This window comes from Nocardioides sp. Root1257, assembly GCF_001425175.1.
In the GTDB taxonomy this organism is placed as follows: Bacteria; Actinomycetota; Actinomycetes; order Propionibacteriales; family Nocardioidaceae; genus Nocardioides.
Genome location: NZ_LMDV01000001.1, coordinates 1,031,444 through 1,053,547 on the forward strand (window position 1 = coordinate 1,031,444; position 22,104 = coordinate 1,053,547).

The window sequence follows — 22,104 nt, forward strand, 5'->3', positions numbered from 1 at the left end:
CTCATCGCCCGTAGACCGGGGTCGGCTGGGTCGCGTCGGTCTGCAGCGAGGGCTTCAGCCACCTCGCGTACGACGCCTGCCACGACCCGTCCGACCGCATCCGCTCCAGGACCGCGTTGATGAAGCGGACGAAGTCGACCTGGTCCTGGTTGACGCCGATGCCGTACGGCTCGTCGGTGAGCGCCTGGCCGGTGACGACCTCGGCGTACGGGTCCTGGGCGACCAGGCCGGCGAGCACGGTGTCGTCGCCGGTGATCGCGTCCGTCTCGCCGTTCTGGAACTTCAGGAGGCAGCCGGTGTGGTTGCCCGCGGTGACAGCGATCGCGTCGGGAGCGAGCTTCTGGATGTTGTCGAGGCTCGTGGTGCCTGCCGGCGCGCACACGCGCTTGTCGGACAGCCCGGCGGCCTCCGTGATGCCGGAGCCCTTCTGCACCAGGATCTTCTGGCCGGAGTGGAAGTACTCCGCCGAGAACGCGATCTGGTCCCACCGTGCGCAGTTGATCGTCATGTTGCGCGCCACGATGTCGATGTCGCCGGACTGGAGGAGCGGGATCCGGTCGGCCGCCGAGATGACGCGCAGCTGGACGTGACCCTTCGCGGTCCCGAAGATCGCCGCGGCGACCTGGTTGACCATGTCGATGTCGAAGCCCTCGATCACGCCGGTGAACGGGTTGCGCGAGCCGAGCAGGTAGCTGTCGGCGGAGACGCCCGCGACCAGGTGCCCCCGCTGCTGGATCTTCGCCATCGTCGAGCGGGCGGGCAGGTCGTCGGGGCTGGGTACGCCGCCGGCGAGCGGCGCGTAGGACCGGGTCGGGTTGCCGGTGTCGGTGCACGGGGTCGACGACGCCGGCGGGGCCGCCTCGGGCTTCACAGCCCCGGGGACCTTCGTGTCGGAGTAGCCGCACCCGGCGAGCAGGGCGACGGTCGCCAGGGCGAGGGCGAGCTTCCTCATGCGTTTCCGGGGTCCCCGCGTAAGCGTGGCTTGGAGGAGCGAAGCGGGGGAAGGGCGCGCTTTCGTGGGGTGGTTCATGCGTACTCCCTCCGTCGCAGTCCGATGCCCCAGACCGCGAGCCCCGCTGCGGAGATGCCGAGCAGGAGGGTCACGATCGCGAGCACGAGGATGCCGGTGTTGCCGCTGCGCAATGCGTCGGCCGTCGCGGCGCCCGAGGTGCTGATGATCTCCTGCGACCGGGCGTCGAAGGCGTCGAGCCTGGCCGTCGACCCCTCGTCGCCGGTGGTCGTCGCGAGCTGGACGGCGGCGTCGTACTGGCCGCCGTCGTCGAGCTTCACGACCTGCTGGTGGACCGTCGCGTAGTCGTCCCAGAGCGGTCGGGTCTGCCGGGACGCGTTGTCCTCCACGACGCCGGCCGCGGTGTCCCACCGGTCCTCGTAGACCTGTCCGGACCCGCGCGAGATCAGCCGGAGGCTCTCGTTGGCCTTGGCGTCGTTGGCCGCGGTGCGCGCCGTCGACTCGTGGAACGACGTGCTGTAGTCGCCGTCGCGCAGGTCGGAGTTGTTGCCGGCCTGGACGACAGCGACCACGGTCCCGACCAGCGTGAGGGCGGCGACGGCGACGGCGGCGGCCGCGATGCCGAGGTTGATCCGCCGCCGGAAGCGCCGCGCCAGCTGCCGGTTGACCCACCAGAGCAGCGCGAGCGCGACCAGCCCGGGCAGCAGGATCAGGAACGGGTGCTGGGCACCGAGCTCGTCCTCGGCGCGCTCGGCGTTGGCGGCGACGAGCGCCTGCGCGATCGGGATCGCGGAGCCCTCGACGCTGGTGTCGCGGAGCCCGGTCGACGCGGTCCGGAGGTACTCGGCCCCCACCGGGAAGCCCTGGCGGTTGTTGGCCCGGGCCTGCGCGATCGTCGCGTTGTAGTCGGTGACGGCGGCGCTGAGGTCGGCCAGCGCCTCGCGGTCGGCGGGCTGCGCCTCCGCCGCGTCGGTGATCTGCCGGGTGATCGTCTCGATGGCGTCGTCGTACGCCGCGCGCTGCTCGGCAGGCTCCAGGCCGCCCGTGAGGAAGGCGGTGGTGGCGAGGGCGTCGGCGCGGAAGAGCGTCGACTGGATGTTCTGGACCCGGACCAGCTGCTCGGTGTTGTCGGCGGCCGCCCGGTTGGCGTGCCAGGACAGCACCTGGAGGCCCGCGGTCAGCGCCGCGAAGAGCAGGCACGCCAGCACCGCGACGAGCTGCCAGCGGTTGAGGAGCCGCGGGGTGTCCTCGGTCTGCGGCGTCCTCTTGACCGTGGCGGGCACGCCCGGTTGCGTCGCCGCCGGCGCCGCGGTCACCGCCGCCGGCGCCGCCTGGGTCTGGCTCATGCGGTCTCCTCGTCAGCAGGGGCTGCTTCAGGTACGACGGGTGCCTCGAGATCCTCGGCCATGATCGTGCGCAGCTGCTCGACCGTCGGCGTCTCGACGTCGCGCAGCCGCCAGGCATGGCGACCGATCGCGGCCTCGAGCACGTTGCGCACGTAGCGGGCGTTGCCGAAGGACGAGCCGCGCGGGACCCCCGCGAGCATCTCGCCGAGCCGGGCGACCACGGCGTCGTCGACGTCGTACTCGGCCGAGGTGGCCATCACCCGGAAGATCGAGGCGAGCTCGTCGTCGGTGTAGTCGGCGAAGTCGATGGTGGTGCGGAACCGACTCTCGAGTCCGGGGTTCTGCGCGATGAAGACCGCCATCGGGAGCGGGTAGCCCGCGACGATGACGACCAGGTCGTCGCGCTTGTCCTCCATCTCCTTGACCAGGGTGTCGATCGCCTCGGTGCCGTACTGGTCGCCCGAGAGCGAGTACGCCTCGTCGATGAAGAGCACCCCGCCCTCGGCCGACGCCACGACCTCGGCGGTCTTCATCGCGGTCTGGCCGAGGAAGCCGGCGACCAGCTCCGAGCGGTCCACCTCGACGAGCTGGCCCTTCGAGAGCAGGCCGAGCGCGCGGTAGATGCCCGCGACCAGGCGCGCCACGGTCGTCTTGCCGGTGCCCGGGTTGCCGTTGAAGATCATGTGGCGGGTGATCGTCGGCGCCTTGAGGCCGGCCTCGGCGCGCAGCCCCTCGACGCGGAGCACCGCGGCCTGCCGGTGGATCTCGGCCTTCACCTCGGTCAGGCCGACCAGCCCGTCGAGCTCGGCGAGCAGCTCCTCGACGGTCTTCGGCTCGGGCTCGGGCTCGGGCTCGGCGGGCGCCGGGGCCGCGACCTCGGCCGGCGGCGGTGCGGCCGCGACCGGTGGTGCGGGTGGCAGCGCTGCCGGCGGGACCGGGCCGCTCGTCGGCGCCGCCTCACCGAGCTGGGCGGCGGCGGCGAGGGCCGCGTTGCCGACCGTGCGCGCGATCTCCTCGCCGAGCGAGCTGCCGGCCAGGGCGACGTCCGCCAGCGCCCGGGCGTACGCCGGCGCATGGGCCGACCGGGCGAGTGCCAGCGCGCTCATGGTCGGCGTCGGCGCGGAGCGGTAGCGGCGGCCCCGGGACGCGGCCTCCATGAAGTCCTCGGCCGAGCTGGCGCGGCCGGTCTGCTCGGACCAGTCGACGTACGCGCCACGGGCGGGCTCGGCGACCGTGGCGGCCAGCCGCTCCCCTTCGGCCCGGGCCTCGGCCGGGTCGACGCCGGCGGCACGGGCCGCCTCCTCGAGCGCCCGCAGTGCCTCGGCCAGCGAGATCGCGTCGGTCATGCCGGTGGTCCCAACGTGAGGTCCGGGCCGGACGGCGTGCCGAACTTGGCCTGGAGGAACATGCCGTGCGCGATCAGCGCCTGGGCGTCGGCGCGGTTGGCGGCGTCGAGGATCTTGTCCATCGTCGACGCGAGCAGCTCGAGCTGGTCGACCAGCACCATGAGCGAGGTCTTGTAGCCGTCGATCGGGCGGGTGTCGGCCCACTCGCGCGGCAGCCGCAGGTAGCCGCCCACGGCCTCGGGGAGGTAGTCGGTGGCGGTCGCCATCACGGAGTAACTCTCGATGGTGCCGACCCCGAGGTGGCGCAGCTGCGGCAGGGTGTCGCGGATCGTGCGGGCGATGCGCTGGACTCGCGAGGTGATGAGGGGCGGCGCGTTGCCCTCGACGAGCATCGCGTTGACCCGGTTGAGCGCGGCGAGGATGTCCTGCTCGGTCGGCACCGCGGGCACGACCGCAGCCTGATCCTCACCACGTCGGCGGCCCAGCCATGACTTCAGACCCATCTGGTCGGCGTCGCCTCAGGTGGTCGGCAGCATGGAGAGGTCCAGGGTGCCGGCCGCGTTGCGGGCGTCGTGGGCCTGGACCCGGTCGAGGTAGGCCTTCGACTTGTCGACCTCGGTCTCCAGCACGCCGATGGTCGCGGACATCGAGTCCAGCGCCTTGAGCTTGAACTCGTCGATCGAGTCCATGGTCGCGTAGATGTTGGCGAACGCGGCCTGCAGCTGCTCGATCCCGATGCTCGACGACGCGGCCTGGTCCTGGATCTCCGCGGAGTTGTCGCGGAGCATCACCGAGGTGCGTTCGATCATCCCGGAGGTGGTCGTGTTGAGGGCCGAGATCTGGTCGAGGACCAGCTTCTGGTTGCCCAGCGCCTGCGCCACGATGACCGCGGTGCGCAGCGCGGAGATGGTCGTCGTGGACGCCCGGTCGACGCCCTTGATGAGCTCGATGTTGTTCTTGATGATGATGTCGATCGCCAGGTAGGACTGGATCGAGACGGCCAGCTGCGTGAGCAGGTCCTGGTGCTTCTGGCGCACGTAGAAGAGGACGTCCTGCGACAGCGCCTTCGCCGCCTCGGGGTCGGAGAGCTCGAGCTCGGCGATCTTGGCCGACAGCTTCGTGTCGAGCCGCTCGGCGACGTACACGTACTGGTTGAGGCGCCCCATCGACGCCCACAGGTTCGTCTTCTCGAGGTTGAGCGCGACGTTGTCCTTGGTCAGCTCGTCCTGGCCGTTGCGCAGGCTGTGCAGGATGCCGTTGAGCTGGCTCTGCGCGGACTGGTACTTGCGGAAGTAGTCGGTGACCTTGTCGCCGAAGGGCAGCAGGTCGAGCCAGCGCTTGGCGCCGGTGGCCTGGCTGGGGTCGAGGTCCTCGACCGTACGGCGCAGCTCGAGCAGCGTCTTGCCGACCGCCGAGCCCTCGGCGATGCCGCCCTCCTTGAGGGCCCGCACCGGCTGCTGGAGCATCCGGTTGGACGTCTCCGCCGCCTTGCGGATGTCGGCGTCGCCCATGGTGCGCACGCTCTCGGCCTGCTTCGCGAACTCCGGGCTGTTGGCCGGCGTCGCGCTGAGCGCGGTCATGAAGCCCTCGACCTTGGCGTCCAGCTCGGGCAGTGCCTCGGCGGAGACCTGCGGCGCCATCCGGGGTGCCTGCGTCGTGGTGACCGCGGCCGGCGCCTCGGGTGCCGTCAGCGTGATCACCGGCTCGGGTGGTGCGAGCGGCGCGACCGCAGCCTCGCCCTGGTCCTCCGTCATGCCCGTCCCCTCCCGATCGTGGTGCTGGGAAGTCTGTCAGATCTGCCCAGCACCTGGGAGGGAGTTAGACGTCCGTCGGCATCACGTTCGTGCCGGAGCGCATCCGCTCGCGGTAGCTGCCGGTCGGGAAGTCCCGGTCGACGAGCTTCTCCATGAAGCCCTTCAGCGTGCGCGTGCCGTACGCCGGCGCGACGTGGTCGACGACGGACCAGTACTTCGCGGCCTCGAGGTAGAACACGACCGGCTTGAGCTGCTTGGTGAGCTTGCTGAGGCGGGTCAGGCGGCCGATCTTCTTGTCCCAGCCGGCCATCGTGATGACCTCCCACTGGGGCTGCTTGCCGTTGATCTCGAACATCAGCTCACCGGCACCCTTGAGGGTGACCGTGTTGTCGGCCGTCCACGGGCCGCCGACGGGCAGGATCCGCCCGATCGCGTCGTCGTTCAGCACCTGGTTGACGATGAACTCGGCCAGGTCCTCGCGCGCGATCGGGTTGACGACGTTCCACTCGCCATGGTCGTAGATGCGGTAGGCCAGCCCCTGCTTGACGTCACCGAACGCGACCGAGAGGTAGGGGAAGTACGCCGTCGGCCGGATGATCGTCCACGGCACGTAGCCGTGGTGCTGGCCGATCAGCTCGCCCTCGACCTGGATCTTGTAGACCTGCGGGATCAGCTCGGGGCGGTAGACGCCGTAGTCGCTGATGTGGATGAACTGCTGGACGTCGTTGGCCACGGCGGCCCGGATGCCGTGGACGACGGCCTCGTGGTCCACCTGGCGGCAGTCCTCGGCGTCGTTGGGCTTGCGGCCGGAGAGCAGCGAGATCACGACGGCGGTGGGTGCAGCGGCGACCGCAGCGGTCACGTCGGCGGCCTTGGTCGCGTCACCGACGATCACCTCGGCGTCGGCGTACGGCTCCTCGTTCTTGACCTCGCCGTTGCGGGCGAGCACGGCGGGGCGGTAGCCGCGGCGCGCGAGCTCGGGGACGAGCGCCCGGCCGATGTAGCCGGTGCCGCCGAGGACGAGCACGCGCTCGCCGTTGCCCTGCCCCACGGGGCCGGTGACGTACGTCGAGGAGTCGGCGCTCAGGACCCGTTGGAGCAGCTCGTGGCTGTGCTTCTGGGCAGCGGCGGCGTCGAGGTTCGTGATGGTGCTGTAGGCCATGAATAGATCATATACAGATTACTCCGGGTTGATGGCGTGGATGGTCCACGCCGGCAGCCAGAGCTGGGTCAGCGGGCCGATCGCGAGCGCGTAGAGCACTGTCCCGAGCCCCAGCGTGCCGCCGAGCAGCAGCCCGATCAGCACGACGGTGACCTCGATGCCGGTGCGCACCAGACGGATCGAGCGCCCACTGCGGCGGGCGATCCCGGTCATCAGTCCGTCGCGCGGGCCGCGCCCGAGCTGGGCCCCGATGTACATCGCGGACGCCAGCCCGCACAGCACGATGCCGCCGACCATCAGCGCGATCCGCAGCACCATCGCGTCCGGACGGTCGAGCAGCGAGAGCGTGGCGTCGGCGGAGAAGCCGACGACGAGGGCGTTCGAGATGGTGCCGAGGCCGGGCTTCTCGCGCAGGGGGATCCACAGGACCAGCACCACGAAGCTCATCAGCACGACCGCCTGGCCGAGCGTGATCGGCAGGTAGCGGATGAGGCCGGAGTGCAGCACGTCCCACGGCGCCAGGCCGAGGTCGCCGCGCACCATCAGGGCCAGCGAGACGCCGTAGGCCACCAGGCCGACGTACAGCTGCGGGAGCCGACGACCCAGCCGCCCGGTGCGCAGTTGCTCGAGCGGGCCGAGGTCGCTCAGTCCGCTGCCAGCAGGGACGGGGCCGGTGGCGATCGTGGTCACGGCACCAGGATGGCGACGATTGGCCTTCTCATAAATAGCCAATCATGGAAGAGTGGCCTGCATGTCGACCACGATCAGTGCCGGTCGGGTGGCCACCCTCGTCGGGGAGTTCGACCGCTCCCCCGCGTACGCCGGCCTGCGCGACGCGCTCACCCTGCTCATCGGGGACGGCCGGATCGCGCTCGGCACCCGGCTGCCGAGCGAACGCGAGCTGACCGAGGCGCTCGGGGTCTCGCGGACGACCGTGACCCGCGCGTACGCCGAGCTGCGCGACGCGGGCTACGCCGACGCCCGGCGCGGCGCCGGCACCTTCACCCGGGTGCCGGGCGGCCGCAGCCGCGCCCACGACCGCGCGCTGCTGCCCCGACCCGGCGACGGCGACGCGATCGACCTCAACTGCGCGGCCCCGTCGGCCCCGCCCGGCATCGCCCAGGCGTACGCCGAGGCCGCGGCCGACCTCCCGGCGTACCTCGGCGGGCACGGCTACTTCCCCGCCGGGCTCCCCCAGCTCCAGCAGGCGATCGCCGCGACGTACGACGCGCGCGGCCTGCCGACCTCGCCGGAGCAGGTGATGGTGACGACCGGCGCGCTGTCGGCCGGCTCGATCGTCGCGCAGGCGTTCACCAGCCCCGGCGACCGGGTGCTGGTCGAGTCCCCGACCTACCCCAACGCCACCGACGCGCTCCGCCACGGCGGCGCCCGGCTGACCCCGACGCCGGTCGACCCCGACGGCTGGGACCTCGACGCCGTCGCCGCCCTGGTGCGGCAGACCGCGCCGAAGCTGGCCTACCTGATCCCCGACTTCCAGAACCCCACCGGGCACCTGATGACCGACGCGCAGCGCGAGGAGTACGCCGCGCACCTGCGCCGAGCGCACACCGTTGCGATCGTCGACGAGGCCCACCAGGCGCTGGCGCTGGACGGCCAGGAGATGCCGCGCCCGTTCGCGTCGTACGCGCCCGACACGATCACGATCGGCAGCGCCAGCAAGTCCTTCTGGGGCGGACTGCGGCTCGGCTGGATCCGGGCACCGCGCGGTCAGATGGAGCGCCTCACGCAGGCGCGGGTCAGCCTCGACCTCGGCGCCCCGGTGCTCGAGCAGCTGGTGCTCGCCCGGCTGCTCGCCGACGCCGCCCCGATCCTCGACGCCAACCGCGCCCGCCTCCGCGAGCAACGCGACGCGCTCGTCGGTGCCGTCGGCTCGCTGCTCCCCGAGTGGACCTTCCACCGCCCGACCGGCGGGCTCGCGCTGTGGTGCCAGCTCCCCGGGGCCTTCGGCACCGCGCTGGTCACCGAGGCCGAGCGCCGCGGCGTGATCATCGCCCCCGGCCCGGTCTTCGCGGCCGAGGGCGGCCTCGACCGCTTCGTCCGCATCCCGTGGACCCGCCCCGCCAACGAGCTCACCGACGCCGTACGCCGGATCGCGGACGCGTGGGCGGTCGTCCGCGAACGCCCGACGTCGACGGGCCGGACGGCTCGCGTGATGGTGGCCTGAGCGCCCCGCTCGCGCACTTCAGGACGTCATACGGACGGTGCCACCCGTAGCACCGTCCGTATGACGTCCCGCGTGGTCAGCCGGTGGGCGTCGTGCCGTCGAGGCGTAGCTCCTGCTCCGCCGGAGTCACCGCGTGGACCGGCCCGCGGCCCGTGCCGGACCATGCGGCTCGGGGGTCGATCCCCAGGCTGCGCAGCCGTGCGTCGGCCTTGCGCTTCGCTCCCCGGTCGGCCTTCCTCCGTTCGAGCGTCACGAGCAGGCTGCGGCGCTCGCGGGTCTCGAGGTCGTCGGTCAGCCCGGTGCGGAAGTACGACGCTGCGTCCCTCACCAGTGCGTACGTCGTCTCGATCTCGTCCGACGACAGCACGGCATCGAGGACGACCTGGAGGTGCTCGTACTTCGCGCGAGCATGCGACGAGAGATAGAGGCCTCCGCCGGCGTAGTACCACTGGCGCAGGTCCTCGTGCAGGCGCAGGAGCTCGGCGGGGCCGGCATCAGTGCGCGGCCACTTGGAGACCACGGCGGTGCGCTCCCAGACGGCGGGGTAGCTGGCGATCCGTCGGTCGCGGACACCGGCTTCGACCTGCTCGCGACCCGAGAGCCAGCTGTTGACCATGGCGAGCAGGGCCGCGGCGACGAAGCCGATGGCCGCTGCCACGAAGGCGTCCATCGTCCGAGGGTGCCACTGTCAGGGCAGCCGGGCCACCCTGTCGAGCAGCCGCGCTCGCTCGTCGTCCGTCAGGGGTACGGCGAGCTCGGTCAGCCATGCGTCGACCTCCCCGTCGCGCAGCGGGCGGTGCACGGTCGGCTCTCCCGGCGTCCGCACCGTCACCGACTCGTGCGTCACGGTGACGTGTCGCCCCGGCAGGTGTCGGGCGAGCACCAGCCCCGTCGTGAAGTGGGAGCCGGGATAGGTGCTCGTGTAGTGGTGCCCCATGACGACGTCGACGGGACGGACCGCGAGCTCGTCGGTCGTGTGGGCGACCTCCCAGCCGCCCTCACGGAGCCGGTCGAGCGCCCAGTCGCCCTCCGTCGTACGGCGCACGCGGTAGCGCCAGCCCGGCAGGTAGTCGTCCTCGGCTCCGTCGACGAGCGTGACCGGGCGCAGCAGGCTCATCCCGAAGCCCGGGTCGCAGAGGAGGCGCTCCCCGTCGACGACCACCTCGACCACCATGTGGGTGCGCCCCTGCTGGGTGCCGGCGGCCGGGTCGCCGACGCGGCCCAGGTGGCGGCGTACGTCGTAGCCCAGCCGCTCCAGGGCCGCGGCGAAGATCGTGCTGTGCTCGAAGCAGTAGCCGCCCCGCCCCCGCCCGACGAACTTCTCCTGGACCGCGTCGATCGAGACTCCCGGGTGCTGCCCGAGCAGCACGTCGACGTTGTCGAAGGTGAAGCTCCGCACGTGGGCCTCGTGCAGCTCCGCCAGGGCAGCCGCGCCCGGCTCGCGGGCGGTGGTGCCGAGCCGGGCGAGGTAGCCGGACAGGTCGAGCTCGTCGGTGCGCCACGGGTCGGTCGGCATGCGCCCAGTCAAGCGCCCCGACCTGTTCGGCTGCTACCAGGGCTGGATGCCCGCGTCGTCGCGGAAGGTGCCGGAGTCACCGCCGTCGGGCAGCGTCGCGAGCTCGAGGAAGATCGCCGCGCCCTGCTCCGGCGTACGGAACCCCTGGAAGTTGTTGAGGTCCGTCGCGACGTAGCCGGGGCAGCCCGCGTTGACGAGGATGCCGGTGCCGGCGAGCTCCTTGGCGTACTGGATCGTGATCGCGTTGAGGTAGGTCTTCGTCGGCGAGTACGCCGCCGAGATCGGTCCGACCGCGTCGGCCTGGGCCGTCTGCAGGGTGAGCGATCCGACCGTGCTCGAGACGTTGACGATCCGCGGGGACGTCGCGCGGCGGAGCAGCGGGAGCATCGCGTTGGTGACCCGGATGACGCCGACGACGTTGGTGTTCACGACCTCGAGGACCTGGTCGGCGCTCACCTTCGTGGGCTCTTGCGGCATCCCTCCGGTGATGGCCGCGTTGTTGACGAGCACGTCCAACCGTCCCTCAACCTCCAGCTGGGTGGCGGCCTCGGCGACGCTCGCGTCGTCGGTGACGTCGAGGGGTACGCCGAACACGTCGTGTCCCTCGGCCTGCAGCTTCGCGACCGCCTCGTCGCGGCGACCGGCGTCCCGAGCCCCCACGCCCACGCGGAACCCGCGTCGGGCCAGGCCCGCGGCGATCTCGTAGCCGATGCCCTTGTTGGCGCCGGTGACCAGTGCTGTCTTCTTCGTATCCGTGCTGATCTCTGTCATGCCTCGATGGTGGGCAGGCGATGCCACGGCTTTCCAAGACCGATCGGGTCGGGACCGATACCGCAGCGGTATGGCACCAGGTCAGACGTAGCATCGACGACGTGGAGACCCGCGAGCTGCGCTACTTCGTCGCCGTCGCCGAGGAGTCGCACGTGGGGCGTGCGGCCGAGCGCCTCGGGATGGCCCAGCCGCCGCTGTCCCGGGCCATCGCCCAGCTGGAGCGACGTCTCGGCGCCGACCTCTTCGTCCGTACGCCGCGGGGCGTGACCCTCACGAGCGCCGGCGAGACCCTGCTGCGCGAGGGTCGGGCGGCCCTCGCCGCCGTCGAGGCCGCGGAGCGCCGTACCCGCCGGACCGCCGAGGGCGCGGGCCGGGCACCGGTGGTGCTCACCGCCAAGGCGGGCGCGCAGAGCGAGCTGATGGCCAAGCTGCTCGACGCCTACGCCGCCGAGCCCGACGCCGTCGACGTGGAGGTGGTGCTCTGCCCGCCCGGTCACCAGGCACCGATGCTGCGCGACGGGCGAGCCGACGTCGCGATCCTGCACCAGCCGTTCGACGACACGAGCGGATTCGACCTGGACACGCTGGCGGTCGAGGAGCAGGTGCTGATCCTGCCCGCCGGCCACCCGCTGAGCGCCCGGACCTCGATGACCGTCGCCGACGCGTCCTCGATCGCCGACCTGCCACTCCCCCGCTGGCCCCACGTCGACGGGAGCTACCCCGAGGGACCCGGCCCCGAGCTGCGCGACCTGACGCAGATCCTCCAGCTGATCCGCCTCGGGCGCGCCGCGATCGTCCTGCCCGAGTCGTCCCGCGTCAACCTGCGCGACGGGCTGGCCGTCGTACCCCTCTCCGACGCGCCGCAGGTCACCACCGTCATCGCGTGGCCGCCGCACAGCACGTCGACCGGGGTGGCCGGGCTGGTGCGCACCGCGTCGCGTCTCTGAGGTCCGTCACACGCCGTCGATCACGGCGATCGTGCACCGCGAGACGCAGGTGAGCCTGCCGTGGTCGTCGACGATCCGGACCTCCCAGACGTGGGTACGGCGACCCAGGGCGATCGGGCGGGCGGTGCCGGTGACCCAGCCGGAGCTGACCGGGCGGAGGTGGTTGGCGTTGATCTCCAGCCCCACGCAGGCCTTGCCGGGCTCGGCGGCGAGGGTGGCGGCGAAGCTGACCAGGGTCTCGGCGAGGAAGACGGACGAGCCGCCGTGGAGGATGCCGAACGGCTGCCGGGTCCTGCTGTCGACGGGCATCCGGGCGGTGAGGTGATCGGGGCCGGCGTCGGTGAACTCGACGCCGAGGTGGCCCACCGAGCAGCCGGCGGCGGCCTCGTTGCACAGGTCGAGGTCGGGGTCGGTCCGCCAGATCGTCGCCTTGGTCCCGGTCGTGGTCGTGGTCGTGGTGATGTCGGTGATGGTGTTCATGCCTCGATGGTGACCGCGACCGCACGCCCTCCACAGGCGTGGAACTACCGCACTTCGGCGACCCCTCAGACGCTGAAGCGCCCGACCAGCTGACCCAGGTCGTCGGAGAGCCGCGCGAGCTCGTCGGCGGCCTGCTGAGCGCGAGCCACGCCCTCGGAGGTGGAGCCGGCCGCCTCGGCGACACCCGAGATGTTCATAGCGATCTCGCCCGAGCCGGTCGCGGCGTCGGCGACGTTGCGGTTCATCTCGTTCGTGGTCGCGGTCTGCTCCTCGACGGCCGAGGCGATGGTGGCCTGGAAGTCGTTGATCTGACCGATGACGCCCGAGATCTGACCGATCGCCTCGACGGCCTCGGACGTGTCGCCCTGGATCGTCTCGACCCGGCGCGCGATGTCCTCGGTGGCCCGGGCGGTCTCCTGCGCCAGCTCCTTGACCTCGTTGGCGACGACCGCGAAGCCCTTGCCGGCCTCGCCGGCACGCGCCGCCTCGATCGTGGCGTTGAGAGCCAGCAGGTTCGTCTGCTCGGCGATCGAGGTGATCGTCTTGATGACGTTGCCGATCTCGGCCGAGGAGTCACCGAGCTTCACGACGGTGCCGTTGGTGCGCTCGGCGACCTGGACGGCCTCCGACGCGACCCGGGCGGCCTCGTTGGTGCTGCGGGCGATCTCGCGGATCGAGGCGCCCATCTGGTCCGAGCCGGCGGCGAGCGTCTGCACGTTGACGGAGACCTGGTCGGCAGCGACGCTGACGACCTTCGCCTGGGCGCTGGTCTCCTCCGCCGCGGCGGCCATGTGTTGCGAGGAGTCCGCCATGTCGGCGGCCGAGGAGCTGAGGCTCCGCGCGGTGGTGGAGATGCCGCTGACGACCTCGGACATGTTCTCGACGGCCTCGTTGAGCGCCTGGGCCATCTGACCCGACTCGTCGCGCGACCGCACCGGGACCCGCGTGGTGAGGTCACCGCGGGCGACGGCCTGCAGGCCCCGGCGTACGCCGTCGAGGCCGGTCATCACGCGGACCGAGACGAACCGGGCCAGCAGCAGGCCGAGCAGGAGGGTCAGCACGATGACGATGATGGTGGTCCGCTCGGTGGCCGAGCGGGTGTCCTCGATCGCGGCCTTGCTGGAGGTGACCTTGGCACCGACGGCTTCGCGGAGGTCGTCGAGCGCGGTGGAGATGGTGAAGAAGATGTCCCACTTCGGGCCGGCCGAGACGGTGTCGCCCTGGTCGAGCCTGCCCTCGCGCCACAGCTGGAAGATCTGGTCGTTGTAGCCCAGGAACTCCTTCCAGGAGGCCTCGATGTCGGCGAGGTCCTTCTTGCCGGCCGCGTTCAGGCTGTCGGGGTCGAGGCCGAGGATCTCCTTCTCGAATCCGGCGACGCCGTCGTCGTAGTTCGGCAGGTTGTCACCGTCCGGCGCGGCCGCGGTCTCACCCCCGACCACCCGCGACTTCCACGCGGTGATGTTCTGCCAGTTGGCCAGCCACAGGAGCTGGTAGCGACCGCGCTCGACCTGCTGCTGGGTGGAGACGGCGTCGCTCCAGTCCTGCTGACGGTCGTCGATCGTCGCGCCCCCACGCAGTGCGGTGAGGCCGACGACGACGGTGCCGAGCACCAGCACCCCGACGATCGCGAAGATCCGGACCCTCAGGCTGAGGTCGTTGAACGAGCGGCGCGGTGCAGTCATGGGACTTCCTGTCGTCGGCTGGTCGGGCGGAGGCCGTCCGTGACCTCCGTCCTCCCATCGACGGCCGCCGCCACCACCTGTGCGCGCAGGTTGCCGAAACGCCGGTACCGCTTTCGTCAGAACCTGTTCACCGCCGCGCCCTGGTCTCCCGGACGTCGGGGTAGTCCCTGACGGAATGGCCCTCCGGAGGGGTGGTCCGGGGCCGTTTCGTCAGGGACTACCCGAGCGGTGCGATCAGTGCGCTTCCTCGGTGGAGCGCGAGTCGGTGAGGGTCAGGGCGCCGAACCCGGCGATCACGCCGACGACGACGGCGAGTACGGCGTAGGTGATCGTCTCGCCGTGGAAGAAGGACTGGACGAGGTCGCTGCTCCACACCCCGGCGGGGAGCTGGGTGGTGACGAGGGCGGCGATGAGGGTGCCGACCAGGGCGGTGCCGACGCTGGTGCCGACCTCCTGGGCGGTGTCGTTGAGGGCGGCGCCGATCGACGTGCGGTTGGCCGGCATCGCGTCGACGAGGGCGACGGCGCAGATGGTCATGACGGTGCGCAGGCCGATCGTCATCACGACCATGCAGACGGCGATCGCGAGGTAGCTGTGGTGCACGGCCCAGGCCATGCCCGCGAGCGAGCCGGCGAGGCAGAGCGCACCGATGAAGGTGGCGATGCGGTGCCCGAACCGCTTCGCGAGGCCCTCCGAGAGTGGCGTCGCGAGGAGCATCGTGGCGATCATCGGCAGGTTGGCGAGGCCGGCCTTCATCGGGCTCCAGCCCCAGGCGTACTGGAAGTGCAGGATCAGCCCGAACATCACGCTCGCCATGGCGATCGAGGTGCCGACCTGGGCGATCGTCGCCCCGCGGACGGTGCCGTTGGAGAACAGACGGACGTCCAGCATCGGCTCGGCGGTCCGGCGCTCGTGCCACACGAAGGCGGCACCGGCGACGACGGCCCCGACCATCGAGGCGAGGGTGACGGCGGCCGTCCAGCCGTGCTCGACGCCGCTGGTGAGTGACCAGCAGGCCAGGCCGATCGTGGCGATGCTGAGGACAGCACCGGGCAGGTCGAGGCGATCCTTCGTCAGGTCGTCGGGGTGGTCGGCCGCGACGCCGAGGCGTACGCCGACGCAGGCGATCAGCGCGATCGGCGCGTTGACCAGCAGCAGCCACTCCCAGCTCACGTGGGCGAGCGCGGTGCCGCCGAGCAGCGGGCCGAGGATGAAGCCCGACATGCCGACCACGATCATCACGGTCATGGCGCGCATCCGCAGCGCCTGGTCGTCGAAGAGCCGGAAGACCAGCGAGTTAGTGATCGGCGCCATCATCGCGGCGGCGATGCCGAGCGCGGCCCGCAGCGCGATGAGCTCGCCCGCCGTGCTGACGAACACGACGAGCAGGCTCATCAGGCCGAAGAGCACGAGCCCGATCTGGAGCACCCGCCGGCGGCCGAACCGGTCAGCGATCGAGCCGGCGGTGAGCAGCAGTCCGCCGAACGTCAGCGAGTAGGCGCCGGTGACCCACTGCAGCGCCGTGGTGCCGCTGCCGAGGTCGCGACCGATGGTCGGCAGCGCGATCGACAGCAGGGTGTTGTCGACCATCTCGACGAAGAACGCCAGGCACAGCGCGGCGAGGGGGATCCACGCGGCCCGCAGGGACGGGTAGGTGCGGGACGCGGTGGGAGTGGTGGTGAGGGTGCTCATGGCGCTCACGCTAGGAGCGGGCGCCTTCAGTCCGCCTTCAGCCGGGTTTCACGCCCGTCGTCCGCCTTTCAGGGGTTGCGAGGACCGCCAGTCGGAGGACGCTGGGACGGGCAACCATTTCGCGTCGCCGACGCGTCTTGGTAGCGATGTCGGCACCGTGGCAGGCATCGGTCCCCCGAGGTCGTGATCGCATGGCGGACGAAGCAGCGTTCGACGAGTTCGTCGTCGCGCGCTCGCAGGCCCTCGTGCGGTCGGCGTACCTGCTGACGCAGGACGAGAGCCTGGCCGAGGACCTCGTGCAGACCGCGCTGACGAAGGCGTGGTTCGCCTGGAGGCGTATCGACGATCCCGAGGCGTACGTACGGCGCATCATGGTGACCACGTCGGCGTCGTGGTGGCGCCGTCGCTGGGTGCGGGAGACGCCGACCGAGGACGCACGGCTCGACGTCGAGCCCACCGACGTCGACGGCGTGCCCGCCGACGGCCAGGACCTGTGGAACGCGATCGGCCACCTGCCCCGACGACAGCGGGCCGTGATCGTCCTGCGCTACCTCGAGGACTGCAACGAGGTCGAGACCGCGGAGCTCATGGGCTGCTCGGTCGGCACCGTCAAGAGCCAGTGCTCCAAGGCGCTGGCCAAGCTCAGGTCGGACGCAGCGCTGGCGCCCGCCTCGGACGACGGGAGCCGCCGTGAACGCTGAGGACCTCAAGGCCCTGGCTCAGCGATCGTGGGAGCTGGAGGACAACACGCACGCCCGGCTCGCCGACGTGCACGCGCGCATCGACGACGCCCGCCACCGGCGGCGCTCGACGACCGCCCTCGTCTCGGTCATGGCCGCGCTGGTCATCGTCGCGACGGTCATCGCGTTCGCGACCAGCTCGAACGACAACCGGCCGCAGCCCGCACCGCCACCCGAGCCGCGGCCGTCCGTGTCCCTCGACCCCGAGCTCGCGCCCGCCGACGCACCCCATCGACCGGCCGACGGCACCTGCTGGTCGGTGCCGCCCGTGCTCCTCGTGGACACCGACTACTGGCAGGACGACTCGCCACAGGTGCCGTGCGACCACGCACACACCACCGAGACCGCGGCCGTGCTGACCCTGCCCGAGCCCACTCTCGAGGAGGCGCGCAAGCGTGCCTTCGACCTGTGCTGGGACCAGGCCGGCACCTATCTCGGCATCACCCAGCGCTCCTGGATCCTGTTCGCCGCCGTGGCCCTGCTCCCGACCCAGGCCCAGATCGACGACGGCGCGTCGTGGGTCCGCTGCGACGTGTGGTTCCCGACGCGGCTGGACCTGTCGGGCGCCCGCGTCACGAGTGGCACGTCCCGAGGTGTCGCCGCCGCTCCTCCGCCCGAGCTCTGGGGCTGCCTGGACGAGCCGCTGACCGTGCCCGACCAGCCGTTGGTCGCATGCAGCCGGCCGCACGTCTACGAGCAGACCGGCCGCGTCGCCCTACTCCAGCGGCAGGCCACCTACCCCACGCAGCAGCAGCGGCGGACGGCTGAGGTGCAGTGCGAGGACGGCATCCCGCCGCGGCTCGCCGGCTACCCCGTCGCGGTCGCCTGGGACCCGCCCGACACCTTCGTCCCGAACAGCGACGTCGCAGGAGTCTGCCTCGTCCACTCCCCGCCCGGCGGCACCTTGCCCGCCCGGCCACCCACGGAAGGACAGCGATCATGAGCCTCGCCACCAGCGTCGGCCACTCCGTCACCGGTCTCGTCGGTCACCGCGCCCACCTGCACCTGCCCCGGCGGCGGTCAGCCGCCCCCGCGGCCACGACCTCTGCGGTCAGCCCCGACCCGGCGGCGACGACCACCGTGCTGCCGCCGGTCCTCGACATCGACACCGCGGTCGCCCACCACCACGACGACCTGGCGCAGTGGTCGGCGGCATTCACGATCGCCTCCCAGCTGAGCCGGTGACCGACCGCTCAGACGAGGCTGACCGCGCGGGCTGAGGAGGCCTCGATGGCGTGCTGGATGTCGGCGAGCACGTCGGCGGGGATCGCCGTGTCGACGGAGAGCGCGACCAGCGCCTGACCGCCGACCCGGTCCCGCGAGACCTGCATGCCCGCGATGTTCACGCCGGCCTCGCCGAGGATCACGCCGACGGTGCCGACCATGCCCGGGCGGTCGCCGTAGGTGAGGAAGGCGAGGTGCTGGGTCGGCTCCAGGTCGACGTCGTACCCGTTGAGCTCGACGAGCCGCTCGCGCTGGCCGATCCCGACCAGGGTGCCGCTGACCGAGACCTGCGAGCCGTCGGCGAGGGTGCCTCGGATCGTGATCAGGTTGCGGTGGTCGGGGCTCTCCGGGTCCACGACCAGGCGCACCGCCATCCCCCGCTCGGCGGCGAGCAACGGCGCGTTCACGTAGGAGACCTGGTCCTCCACGATGTCGGCGAAGATGCCCTTGAGGGCGGCGAGCTCGAGCACCTTGACGTCGTAGTCGGTGATCTCGCCGCGCACCTCGACGTCGACCTGCTGGGCCACCTCGCCCGCCAGGCCGGTGAAGACGCGGCCGAGCTTCTCGGTGAGCGGGATGCCGGGACGCACGTCCTCGGCGATCACGCCGCCCTGGACGTTGACCGCGTCCGGCACCAGCTCGCCGGCCAGCGCCAGCCGCACCGAGCGGGCGACCGCCAGGCCAGCCTTCTCCTGCGCCTCGTCGGTGGAGGCGCCGAGGTGGGGTGTGGCGACGACGTTCTCGAGCTCGAAGAGCGGGCTGTCCGTGCACGGCTCGACGGCGAACACGTCCAGGCCGGCCGCGGCAACGCGGCCCTCCTTGAGCGCCGAGTAGAGCGCCGGCTCGTCGACGATCCCGCCGCGGGCGGCGTTGACCAGCACCAGCGACGGCTTGACCTTCGCGAGCTGCTCCACCCCGATCAGCCCGACGGTCTCGGGTGTCTTGGGCAGGTGCACCGACATGAGGTCGGCCTCGGCCAGCAGCGTGTCGAGGTCGACGAGGCGCACCCCCATCTGGGCGGCGCGGCCGGCCTGGACGTACGGGTCGTACGCGATCACCTTCATCCCGAACGCCGAGAGTCGCTGGGCGACGAGCACGCCGATGCGGCCGAGACCGACGATGCCGACGGTCTTCTCGTAGAGCTCGATGCCGGTGTAGCGCGACCGCTTCCACTCGCCGTTCTTGAGCGCCGCGTGCGCGGGCGAGACGTGCCGGGCCGCGGCGAGCATCAGCGCGACGGCGAGCTCGGCGGCGGAGACGATGTTGGAGGTCGGCGCGTTCACGACCATCACGCCGGCCTGGGTCGCCGCACGCACGTCGACGTTGTCGAGCCCGACACCCGCCCGGGCGACCACCTTGAGGCGGGTCGCCGCGGCCAGCGCCTCGGCGTCGACCTTCGTGGCCGAACGGACCAGCAGGGCGTCGACGTCGGAGATCGCCGACAGCAGCTCGTCACGGTCGGCGCCGTTGCAGTGCCGGATCTCGAAGTCCGGGCCGAGCGCCTCGACGGTCGCGGGGCTCAGCTCTTCGGCGATCAGTACGACGGGAGTGCTCACAGCGGTCAGTCCTCGCGGGTGGTGCGGGTTGAGTGGCCGGAGGCCGGCCGGGCACGACGCTGTGCTGTCCGGCGACTCTACCCTCTGGCGTCCGGAAACCCGGTGGCGTCCACCGCCGGCGGTTGCCTACCCTCGAGGGGTCGCACTCCCTTCCCGAGGCAGGTCCCGTTGGAGCTCTGAGGTCCGGTCCCCACCCACCTCACCCCTCCTCTCGTAGGGAGCTCCGTCATGCCTGCCTCCACCTCTGTCATCGCCGCGTCCGGCCTCGCCTTCGCCTGGCCGGACGGCACCACCGTCCTCCGCGACCTCGACCTCCTCGTCTCCCCCGGACGATCGGGCCTGGTCGGCGTCAACGGAGCCGGCAAGTCCACCCTGCTGCGCCTCGTCGCCGGCGAGCTGGCCCCGACCGCGGGCCACCTCTCGACCGCGGGTGAGGTCGCCTACCTGCCGCAGGACCTCACCCTCGACGTCGACCAGCGCGTCGACGACTTCCTCCGGATCGGCGAGGTACGCCGCGCGGTGCGGGCCGTCGAGTCCGGCGCCACCGACCAGCACCTGTACGACGTCATCGGCGACGACTGGGACGCCGAGGACCGGGCGGTCGCCGAGCTCGCGCGGCTCGGCCTGCCCGGCGACGTCCTTGACCGCCGGCTCGGGGAGCTGTCCGGCGGCGAGGTCACCCAGCTCGGGCTCTCCCGGCTGCTGCTCCGCCGCCCCGACGTGCTGCTGCTCGACGAGCCCACCAACAACCTCGACAGCGACGCCCGGCAGCGCCTCTACGACCTGGTCGACGGCTGGAGCCGCTCGCTGCTGGTGGTCAGCCACGACCGCGAGCTGCTGGAGCGGATGGACCGGATCGGCGACCTACGCGGCGGGTCCGTCCGCTGGTACGGCGGCGGCTACTCGGCGTACGCCGCCCAGGTCGCGGCCGAGCAGGAGGCCGCCGAGCAGGCGGTGAGCACCGCCCGGTCCGACGTACGACGGCAGCGCAACGAGCGCGCCGACGCCGAGCGGCTGCTGGCCGGCCGTCGGCGCCAGGCCAAGAAGGCCGAGGCGACGACGGGGCTCGGCAAGGCGGCGATCCACGCCAAGCGCAACCAGGCCGAGAAGTCGGCGGCGAAGTACCGCAACGTCCACGACGACCGTCTCGAGCAGGCCCGCGAGCGGCTCGACGCCGCCGAGTCACGGCTCCGCGAGGACCGCGAGATCCGGATCGACCTGCCCGGCACCGAGGTGCCGCGGGGCCGGGTCGTCCTGGAGGAGGACGACCTGCGGGTCTCCGGGCCGGACCGGATCGCGCTCGTCGGGCCCAACGGGTCGGGCAAGACGACGCTGCTGCGCCGGCTCTCCGGCGTGGCGCAGGTGCCGGTCGCGCTGCTCCCCCAGCGCCTCGACGTCCTCGACGACGACCTCAGCGTCTACGCCAACGTGGCCGCGAGGGCGCCCGGTGCCGAGCCCAACGCGGTCCGGGCCCAGCTCGCGCGCTTCCTCTTCCGCGGTGCGGCGGCCGACCGTCGCGCGGGCGACCTGTCCGGTGGCGAGCGGTTCCGGGCGACCCTGGCGACGCTGCTGCTCGCCGACCCGGCGCCCCAGCTCCTGCTGCTCGACGAGCCGACCAACAACCTCGACTTCGCGTCGTACGACGCCCTGGTCTCGGCGCTGGAGTCCTACCGGGGCGCGCTGGTGGTCGCCAGCCACGACCCGGGATTCCTGGAGGACATCGGCGTCGAGCGGGTGATCGACCTCGGCGTCCCGTCAGTCGGCGGCGATGACTGAGAGCACGTTGCCGGCGGGGTCCTTGAACCACGCGATCAGCGGGCCGCCGCCGCGGAAGACGCCCTTCGCGTCGGTCTCGACCGGCGTGCCCTCGTAGCGCTCGAAGACGACGCCCCGGGCGGTCAGCTCGTCGACCGTCGCCTCGACGTCCGCCACCGGGAAGTTGAGGATCGTGAAGCCGGCCGGGGTGTGGTCCGGCTTCGGGTAGACGATCGTCGGGGCGCCCCCGCCGACGTGGAGCCGGATGATGCCGCCCATCTCGGCGTCGGTGACCTCGATGCCGAGCACGTCGGCGTAGAAGGCGCGAGCGGCCTCGGTGTCGTCGACCGAGAACCCGTGGAACGCATCCGCTGGAGTGATCATGCAGGTGCCGACCTGTCCGGGTGCGGGAAGTCATCGGTGCCTGCCAGGGTGGGCGCGTGCATCTCGAGACCGAACGCCTGCTGATCCGCCCCTGGCGCCACGCCGACGCCGCCCGGCTGCTCGACCTGCTCAGCCGCCTCGAGGTCGTGAAGTGGCTCGGCGACGGTGAGCCGGTGCTGATGAAGAACCTGGATGAGGCGCACACCCGGGTCAACCGGTACGCCGAGCGCGACGACCCGCCGTTGGGCATGTGGGCGGTCGAACGCCGGGCCGACGGGGTCGTGCTCGGCACCGTCCTGCTGCTCACGCTTCCGAACGACGACCACGGCGAGGTCGAGATCGGCTGGCACCTGCACCCGGACGCCTGGGGCCACGGCTACGCGAGCGAGGCGGCGCGAGCCGTCCTGGCGCACGGGTTCGACAGCGGCCTGCCCGAGATCATCGCAGTCGCGCACACCGACAACGACGCGTCGATCGCCGTGATGCGACGGATCGGCATGGAGGACCGCGGCGTCGTCGAGAAGTGGTACGCCGACCCGTCGCGCTGCTTCATGATCACGAAGGAGCAGTGGGTTTCGAGACAGCGCTAGCGCG

22 protein-coding genes are annotated in these 22,104 nt (G+C 71.8%); 7 read left to right on the forward strand and 15 right to left on the reverse strand.

Features of this window, described 5'->3' with window-relative positions; all coding sequences use genetic code 11:
* Window position 1: 1 nt before the first annotated feature.
* The 7 genes from ASC77_RS05045 to ASC77_RS05075 form a co-directional block, all read right to left on the reverse strand.
* Entirely contained in the window at window positions 2–952 is a 951-nt protein-coding gene (locus ASC77_RS05045; protein ID WP_056149379.1) for a glutamate ABC transporter substrate-binding protein, read from the reverse strand.
* Window positions 953–1,026: 74 nt separating this feature from the next.
* Entirely contained in the window at window positions 1,027–2,316 is a 1,290-nt protein-coding gene (locus tag ASC77_RS05050) for a hypothetical protein (protein ID WP_056149381.1), read from the reverse strand.
* Window positions 2,313–3,662: an AAA family ATPase gene (locus ASC77_RS05055; protein ID WP_056149383.1), complete on the reverse strand. Its 1,350-nt coding sequence runs from the start codon at window positions 3,660–3,662 to the stop codon at window positions 2,313–2,315. The genes ASC77_RS05050 and ASC77_RS05055 overlap by 4 nt, the downstream gene beginning before the upstream one ends.
* Entirely contained in the window at window positions 3,659–4,111 is a 453-nt protein-coding gene (locus ASC77_RS05060) for a hypothetical protein (RefSeq protein ID WP_235547450.1), read from the reverse strand. Before ASC77_RS05060 ends, ASC77_RS05055 begins: the two co-directional genes overlap by 4 nt.
* A 69-nt stretch (window positions 4,112–4,180) precedes the next feature.
* Window positions 4,181–5,416, reverse strand: coding sequence for a toxic anion resistance protein (locus ASC77_RS05065; RefSeq protein ID WP_056149387.1), 1,236 nt, complete (start codon window positions 5,414–5,416; stop codon window positions 4,181–4,183).
* A 64-nt stretch (window positions 5,417–5,480) separates the two neighbouring features.
* Window positions 5,481–6,578, reverse strand: coding sequence for an NAD(P)H-binding protein (locus ASC77_RS05070; RefSeq protein ID WP_056149389.1), 1,098 nt, complete (start codon window positions 6,576–6,578; stop codon window positions 5,481–5,483).
* 18 nt (window positions 6,579–6,596) lie between these two features.
* Complete coding sequence (locus tag ASC77_RS05075) at window positions 6,597–7,268, reverse strand: YczE/YyaS/YitT family protein (protein WP_056149390.1); 672 nt, start codon at window positions 7,266–7,268, stop codon at window positions 6,597–6,599.
* Between the two features lie 61 nt (window positions 7,269–7,329).
* On the opposite strand from ASC77_RS05075, the gene ASC77_RS05080 reads away from it, so the two are divergent.
* Window positions 7,330–8,763 carry a PLP-dependent aminotransferase family protein gene (locus ASC77_RS05080; protein ID WP_056149392.1) on the forward strand — a complete coding sequence of 478 codons (1,434 nt, stop codon included), beginning with the start codon at window positions 7,330–7,332 and terminating at the stop codon, window positions 8,761–8,763.
* A gap of 76 nt (window positions 8,764–8,839) precedes the next feature.
* On the opposite strand, the gene ASC77_RS05085 is transcribed toward ASC77_RS05080, so the two are convergent.
* Genes ASC77_RS05085 through ASC77_RS05095 form a run of 3 tightly spaced genes read right to left on the reverse strand, consistent with a single transcriptional unit; the run spans window position 8,840 to window position 11,050 of the window.
* Window positions 8,840–9,433, reverse strand: coding sequence for a hypothetical protein (locus ASC77_RS05085; protein WP_056149394.1), 594 nt, complete (start codon window positions 9,431–9,433; stop codon window positions 8,840–8,842).
* Between the two features lie 18 nt (window positions 9,434–9,451).
* Window positions 9,452–10,279, reverse strand: a complete 828-nt coding sequence (locus ASC77_RS05090) for an arylamine N-acetyltransferase family protein (RefSeq protein ID WP_056149396.1) — start codon at window positions 10,277–10,279, stop codon at window positions 9,452–9,454.
* Window positions 10,280–10,312: 33 nt separating this feature from the next.
* Entirely contained in the window at window positions 10,313–11,050 is a 738-nt protein-coding gene (locus ASC77_RS05095; RefSeq protein WP_056149398.1) for an SDR family oxidoreductase, read from the reverse strand.
* A 101-nt stretch (window positions 11,051–11,151) separates the two neighbouring features.
* Between ASC77_RS05095 and ASC77_RS27375 the strand changes: the two genes are divergently transcribed.
* A complete protein-coding gene (locus ASC77_RS27375; protein ID WP_056149400.1) occupies window positions 11,152–11,997 on the forward strand; it encodes a LysR family transcriptional regulator in 846 nt (281 codons plus the stop codon).
* Between the two features lie 6 nt (window positions 11,998–12,003).
* Here the strand turns inward: ASC77_RS27375 and ASC77_RS05105 are convergent, their stop codons facing one another.
* The 3 genes from ASC77_RS05105 to ASC77_RS05115 form a co-directional block, all read right to left on the reverse strand.
* Window positions 12,004–12,477, reverse strand: a complete 474-nt coding sequence (locus ASC77_RS05105) for a hotdog fold thioesterase (RefSeq protein ID WP_056149401.1) — start codon at window positions 12,475–12,477, stop codon at window positions 12,004–12,006.
* A gap of 65 nt (window positions 12,478–12,542) precedes the next feature.
* Window positions 12,543–14,159 (reverse strand): methyl-accepting chemotaxis protein, encoded by a 1,617-nt coding sequence (locus tag ASC77_RS05110; protein ID WP_056149403.1) that lies wholly within the window; start codon window positions 14,157–14,159, stop codon window positions 12,543–12,545.
* A gap of 234 nt (window positions 14,160–14,393) precedes the next feature.
* Window positions 14,394–15,851 (reverse strand): MFS transporter, encoded by a 1,458-nt coding sequence (locus ASC77_RS05115; protein ID WP_056149405.1) that lies wholly within the window; start codon window positions 15,849–15,851, stop codon window positions 14,394–14,396.
* Window positions 15,852–16,042: 191 nt separating this feature from the next.
* On the opposite strand from ASC77_RS05115, the gene ASC77_RS05120 reads away from it, so the two are divergent.
* Genes ASC77_RS05120 through ASC77_RS05130 form a run of 3 tightly spaced genes read left to right on the forward strand, consistent with a single transcriptional unit; the run spans window position 16,043 to window position 17,776 of the window.
* Window positions 16,043–16,552, forward strand: coding sequence for a SigE family RNA polymerase sigma factor (locus ASC77_RS05120; protein ID WP_056149407.1), 510 nt, complete (start codon window positions 16,043–16,045; stop codon window positions 16,550–16,552).
* Window positions 16,542–17,534 (forward strand): septum formation family protein, encoded by a 993-nt coding sequence (locus tag ASC77_RS05125; RefSeq protein WP_056149409.1) that lies wholly within the window; start codon window positions 16,542–16,544, stop codon window positions 17,532–17,534. The genes ASC77_RS05120 and ASC77_RS05125 overlap by 11 nt, the downstream gene beginning before the upstream one ends.
* Window positions 17,531–17,776, forward strand: coding sequence for a hypothetical protein (locus tag ASC77_RS05130; protein ID WP_056149411.1), 246 nt, complete (start codon window positions 17,531–17,533; stop codon window positions 17,774–17,776). The genes ASC77_RS05125 and ASC77_RS05130 overlap by 4 nt, the downstream gene beginning before the upstream one ends.
* Window positions 17,777–17,784: 8 nt before the next feature.
* On the opposite strand, the gene serA is transcribed toward ASC77_RS05130, so the two are convergent.
* Window positions 17,785–19,371 (reverse strand): phosphoglycerate dehydrogenase, encoded by a 1,587-nt coding sequence (serA, locus tag ASC77_RS05135; RefSeq protein WP_056149413.1) that lies wholly within the window; start codon window positions 19,369–19,371, stop codon window positions 17,785–17,787.
* A gap of 228 nt (window positions 19,372–19,599) precedes the next feature.
* Between serA and ASC77_RS05140 the strand changes: the two genes are divergently transcribed.
* The gene (locus tag ASC77_RS05140; RefSeq protein ID WP_056149415.1) at window positions 19,600–21,147 is read left to right on the forward strand and encodes an ABC-F family ATP-binding cassette domain-containing protein; all 1,548 of its coding nucleotides are present in this window, start codon (window positions 19,600–19,602) and stop codon (window positions 21,145–21,147) included.
* Here the strand turns inward: ASC77_RS05140 and ASC77_RS05145 are convergent.
* Entirely contained in the window at window positions 21,127–21,510 is a 384-nt protein-coding gene (locus ASC77_RS05145; RefSeq protein ID WP_056149416.1) for a VOC family protein, read from the reverse strand. The two genes, ASC77_RS05140 and ASC77_RS05145, sit on opposite strands and share 21 nt — an antisense overlap.
* A gap of 56 nt (window positions 21,511–21,566) precedes the next feature.
* On the opposite strand from ASC77_RS05145, the gene ASC77_RS05150 reads away from it, so the two are divergent.
* Window positions 21,567–22,100: a GNAT family N-acetyltransferase gene (locus tag ASC77_RS05150; protein ID WP_056149418.1), complete on the forward strand. Its 534-nt coding sequence runs from the start codon at window positions 21,567–21,569 to the stop codon at window positions 22,098–22,100.
* Window positions 22,101–22,104 lie beyond the last annotated feature (4 nt).

What these genes read in the sequence shown, in the direction of transcription:
- ASC77_RS05090 (WP_056149396.1), bottom strand. Translation starts at nt 10,279, where the DNA reads ATGCCGACCGACCCGTGGCGCACCGACGAGCTCGACCTGTCCGGCTAC.
- ASC77_RS05130 (WP_056149411.1), top strand. Translation starts at nt 17,531, where the DNA reads ATGAGCCTCGCCACCAGCGTCGGCCACTCCGTCACCGGTCTCGTCGGT.
- ASC77_RS05085 (WP_056149394.1), bottom strand. Translation starts at nt 9,433, where the DNA reads ATGGACGCCTTCGTGGCAGCGGCCATCGGCTTCGTCGCCGCGGCCCTG.
- ASC77_RS05095 (WP_056149398.1), bottom strand. Translation starts at nt 11,050, where the DNA reads ATGACAGAGATCAGCACGGATACGAAGAAGACAGCACTGGTCACCGGC.
- ASC77_RS05070 (WP_056149389.1), bottom strand. Translation starts at nt 6,578, where the DNA reads ATGGCCTACAGCACCATCACGAACCTCGACGCCGCCGCTGCCCAGAAG.
- ASC77_RS05080 (WP_056149392.1), top strand. Translation starts at nt 7,330, where the DNA reads ATGTCGACCACGATCAGTGCCGGTCGGGTGGCCACCCTCGTCGGGGAG.
- ASC77_RS05140 (WP_056149415.1), top strand. Translation starts at nt 19,600, where the DNA reads ATGCCTGCCTCCACCTCTGTCATCGCCGCGTCCGGCCTCGCCTTCGCC.
- ASC77_RS05065 (WP_056149387.1), bottom strand. Translation starts at nt 5,416, where the DNA reads ATGACGGAGGACCAGGGCGAGGCTGCGGTCGCGCCGCTCGCACCACCC.
- ASC77_RS05115 (WP_056149405.1), bottom strand. Translation starts at nt 15,851, where the DNA reads ATGAGCACCCTCACCACCACTCCCACCGCGTCCCGCACCTACCCGTCC.
- ASC77_RS05055 (WP_056149383.1), bottom strand. Translation starts at nt 3,662, where the DNA reads ATGACCGACGCGATCTCGCTGGCCGAGGCACTGCGGGCGCTCGAGGAG.
- ASC77_RS05050 (WP_056149381.1), bottom strand. Translation starts at nt 2,316, where the DNA reads ATGAGCCAGACCCAGGCGGCGCCGGCGGCGGTGACCGCGGCGCCGGCG.
- ASC77_RS05110 (WP_056149403.1), bottom strand. Translation starts at nt 14,159, where the DNA reads ATGACTGCACCGCGCCGCTCGTTCAACGACCTCAGCCTGAGGGTCCGG.
- ASC77_RS05145 (WP_056149416.1), bottom strand. Translation starts at nt 21,510, where the DNA reads ATGATCACTCCAGCGGATGCGTTCCACGGGTTCTCGGTCGACGACACC.
- ASC77_RS05045 (WP_056149379.1), bottom strand. Translation starts at nt 952, where the DNA reads ATGAGGAAGCTCGCCCTCGCCCTGGCGACCGTCGCCCTGCTCGCCGGG.
- ASC77_RS05105 (WP_056149401.1), bottom strand. Translation starts at nt 12,477, where the DNA reads ATGAACACCATCACCGACATCACCACGACCACGACCACGACCGGGACC.
- ASC77_RS05120 (WP_056149407.1), top strand. Translation starts at nt 16,043, where the DNA reads ATGGCGGACGAAGCAGCGTTCGACGAGTTCGTCGTCGCGCGCTCGCAG.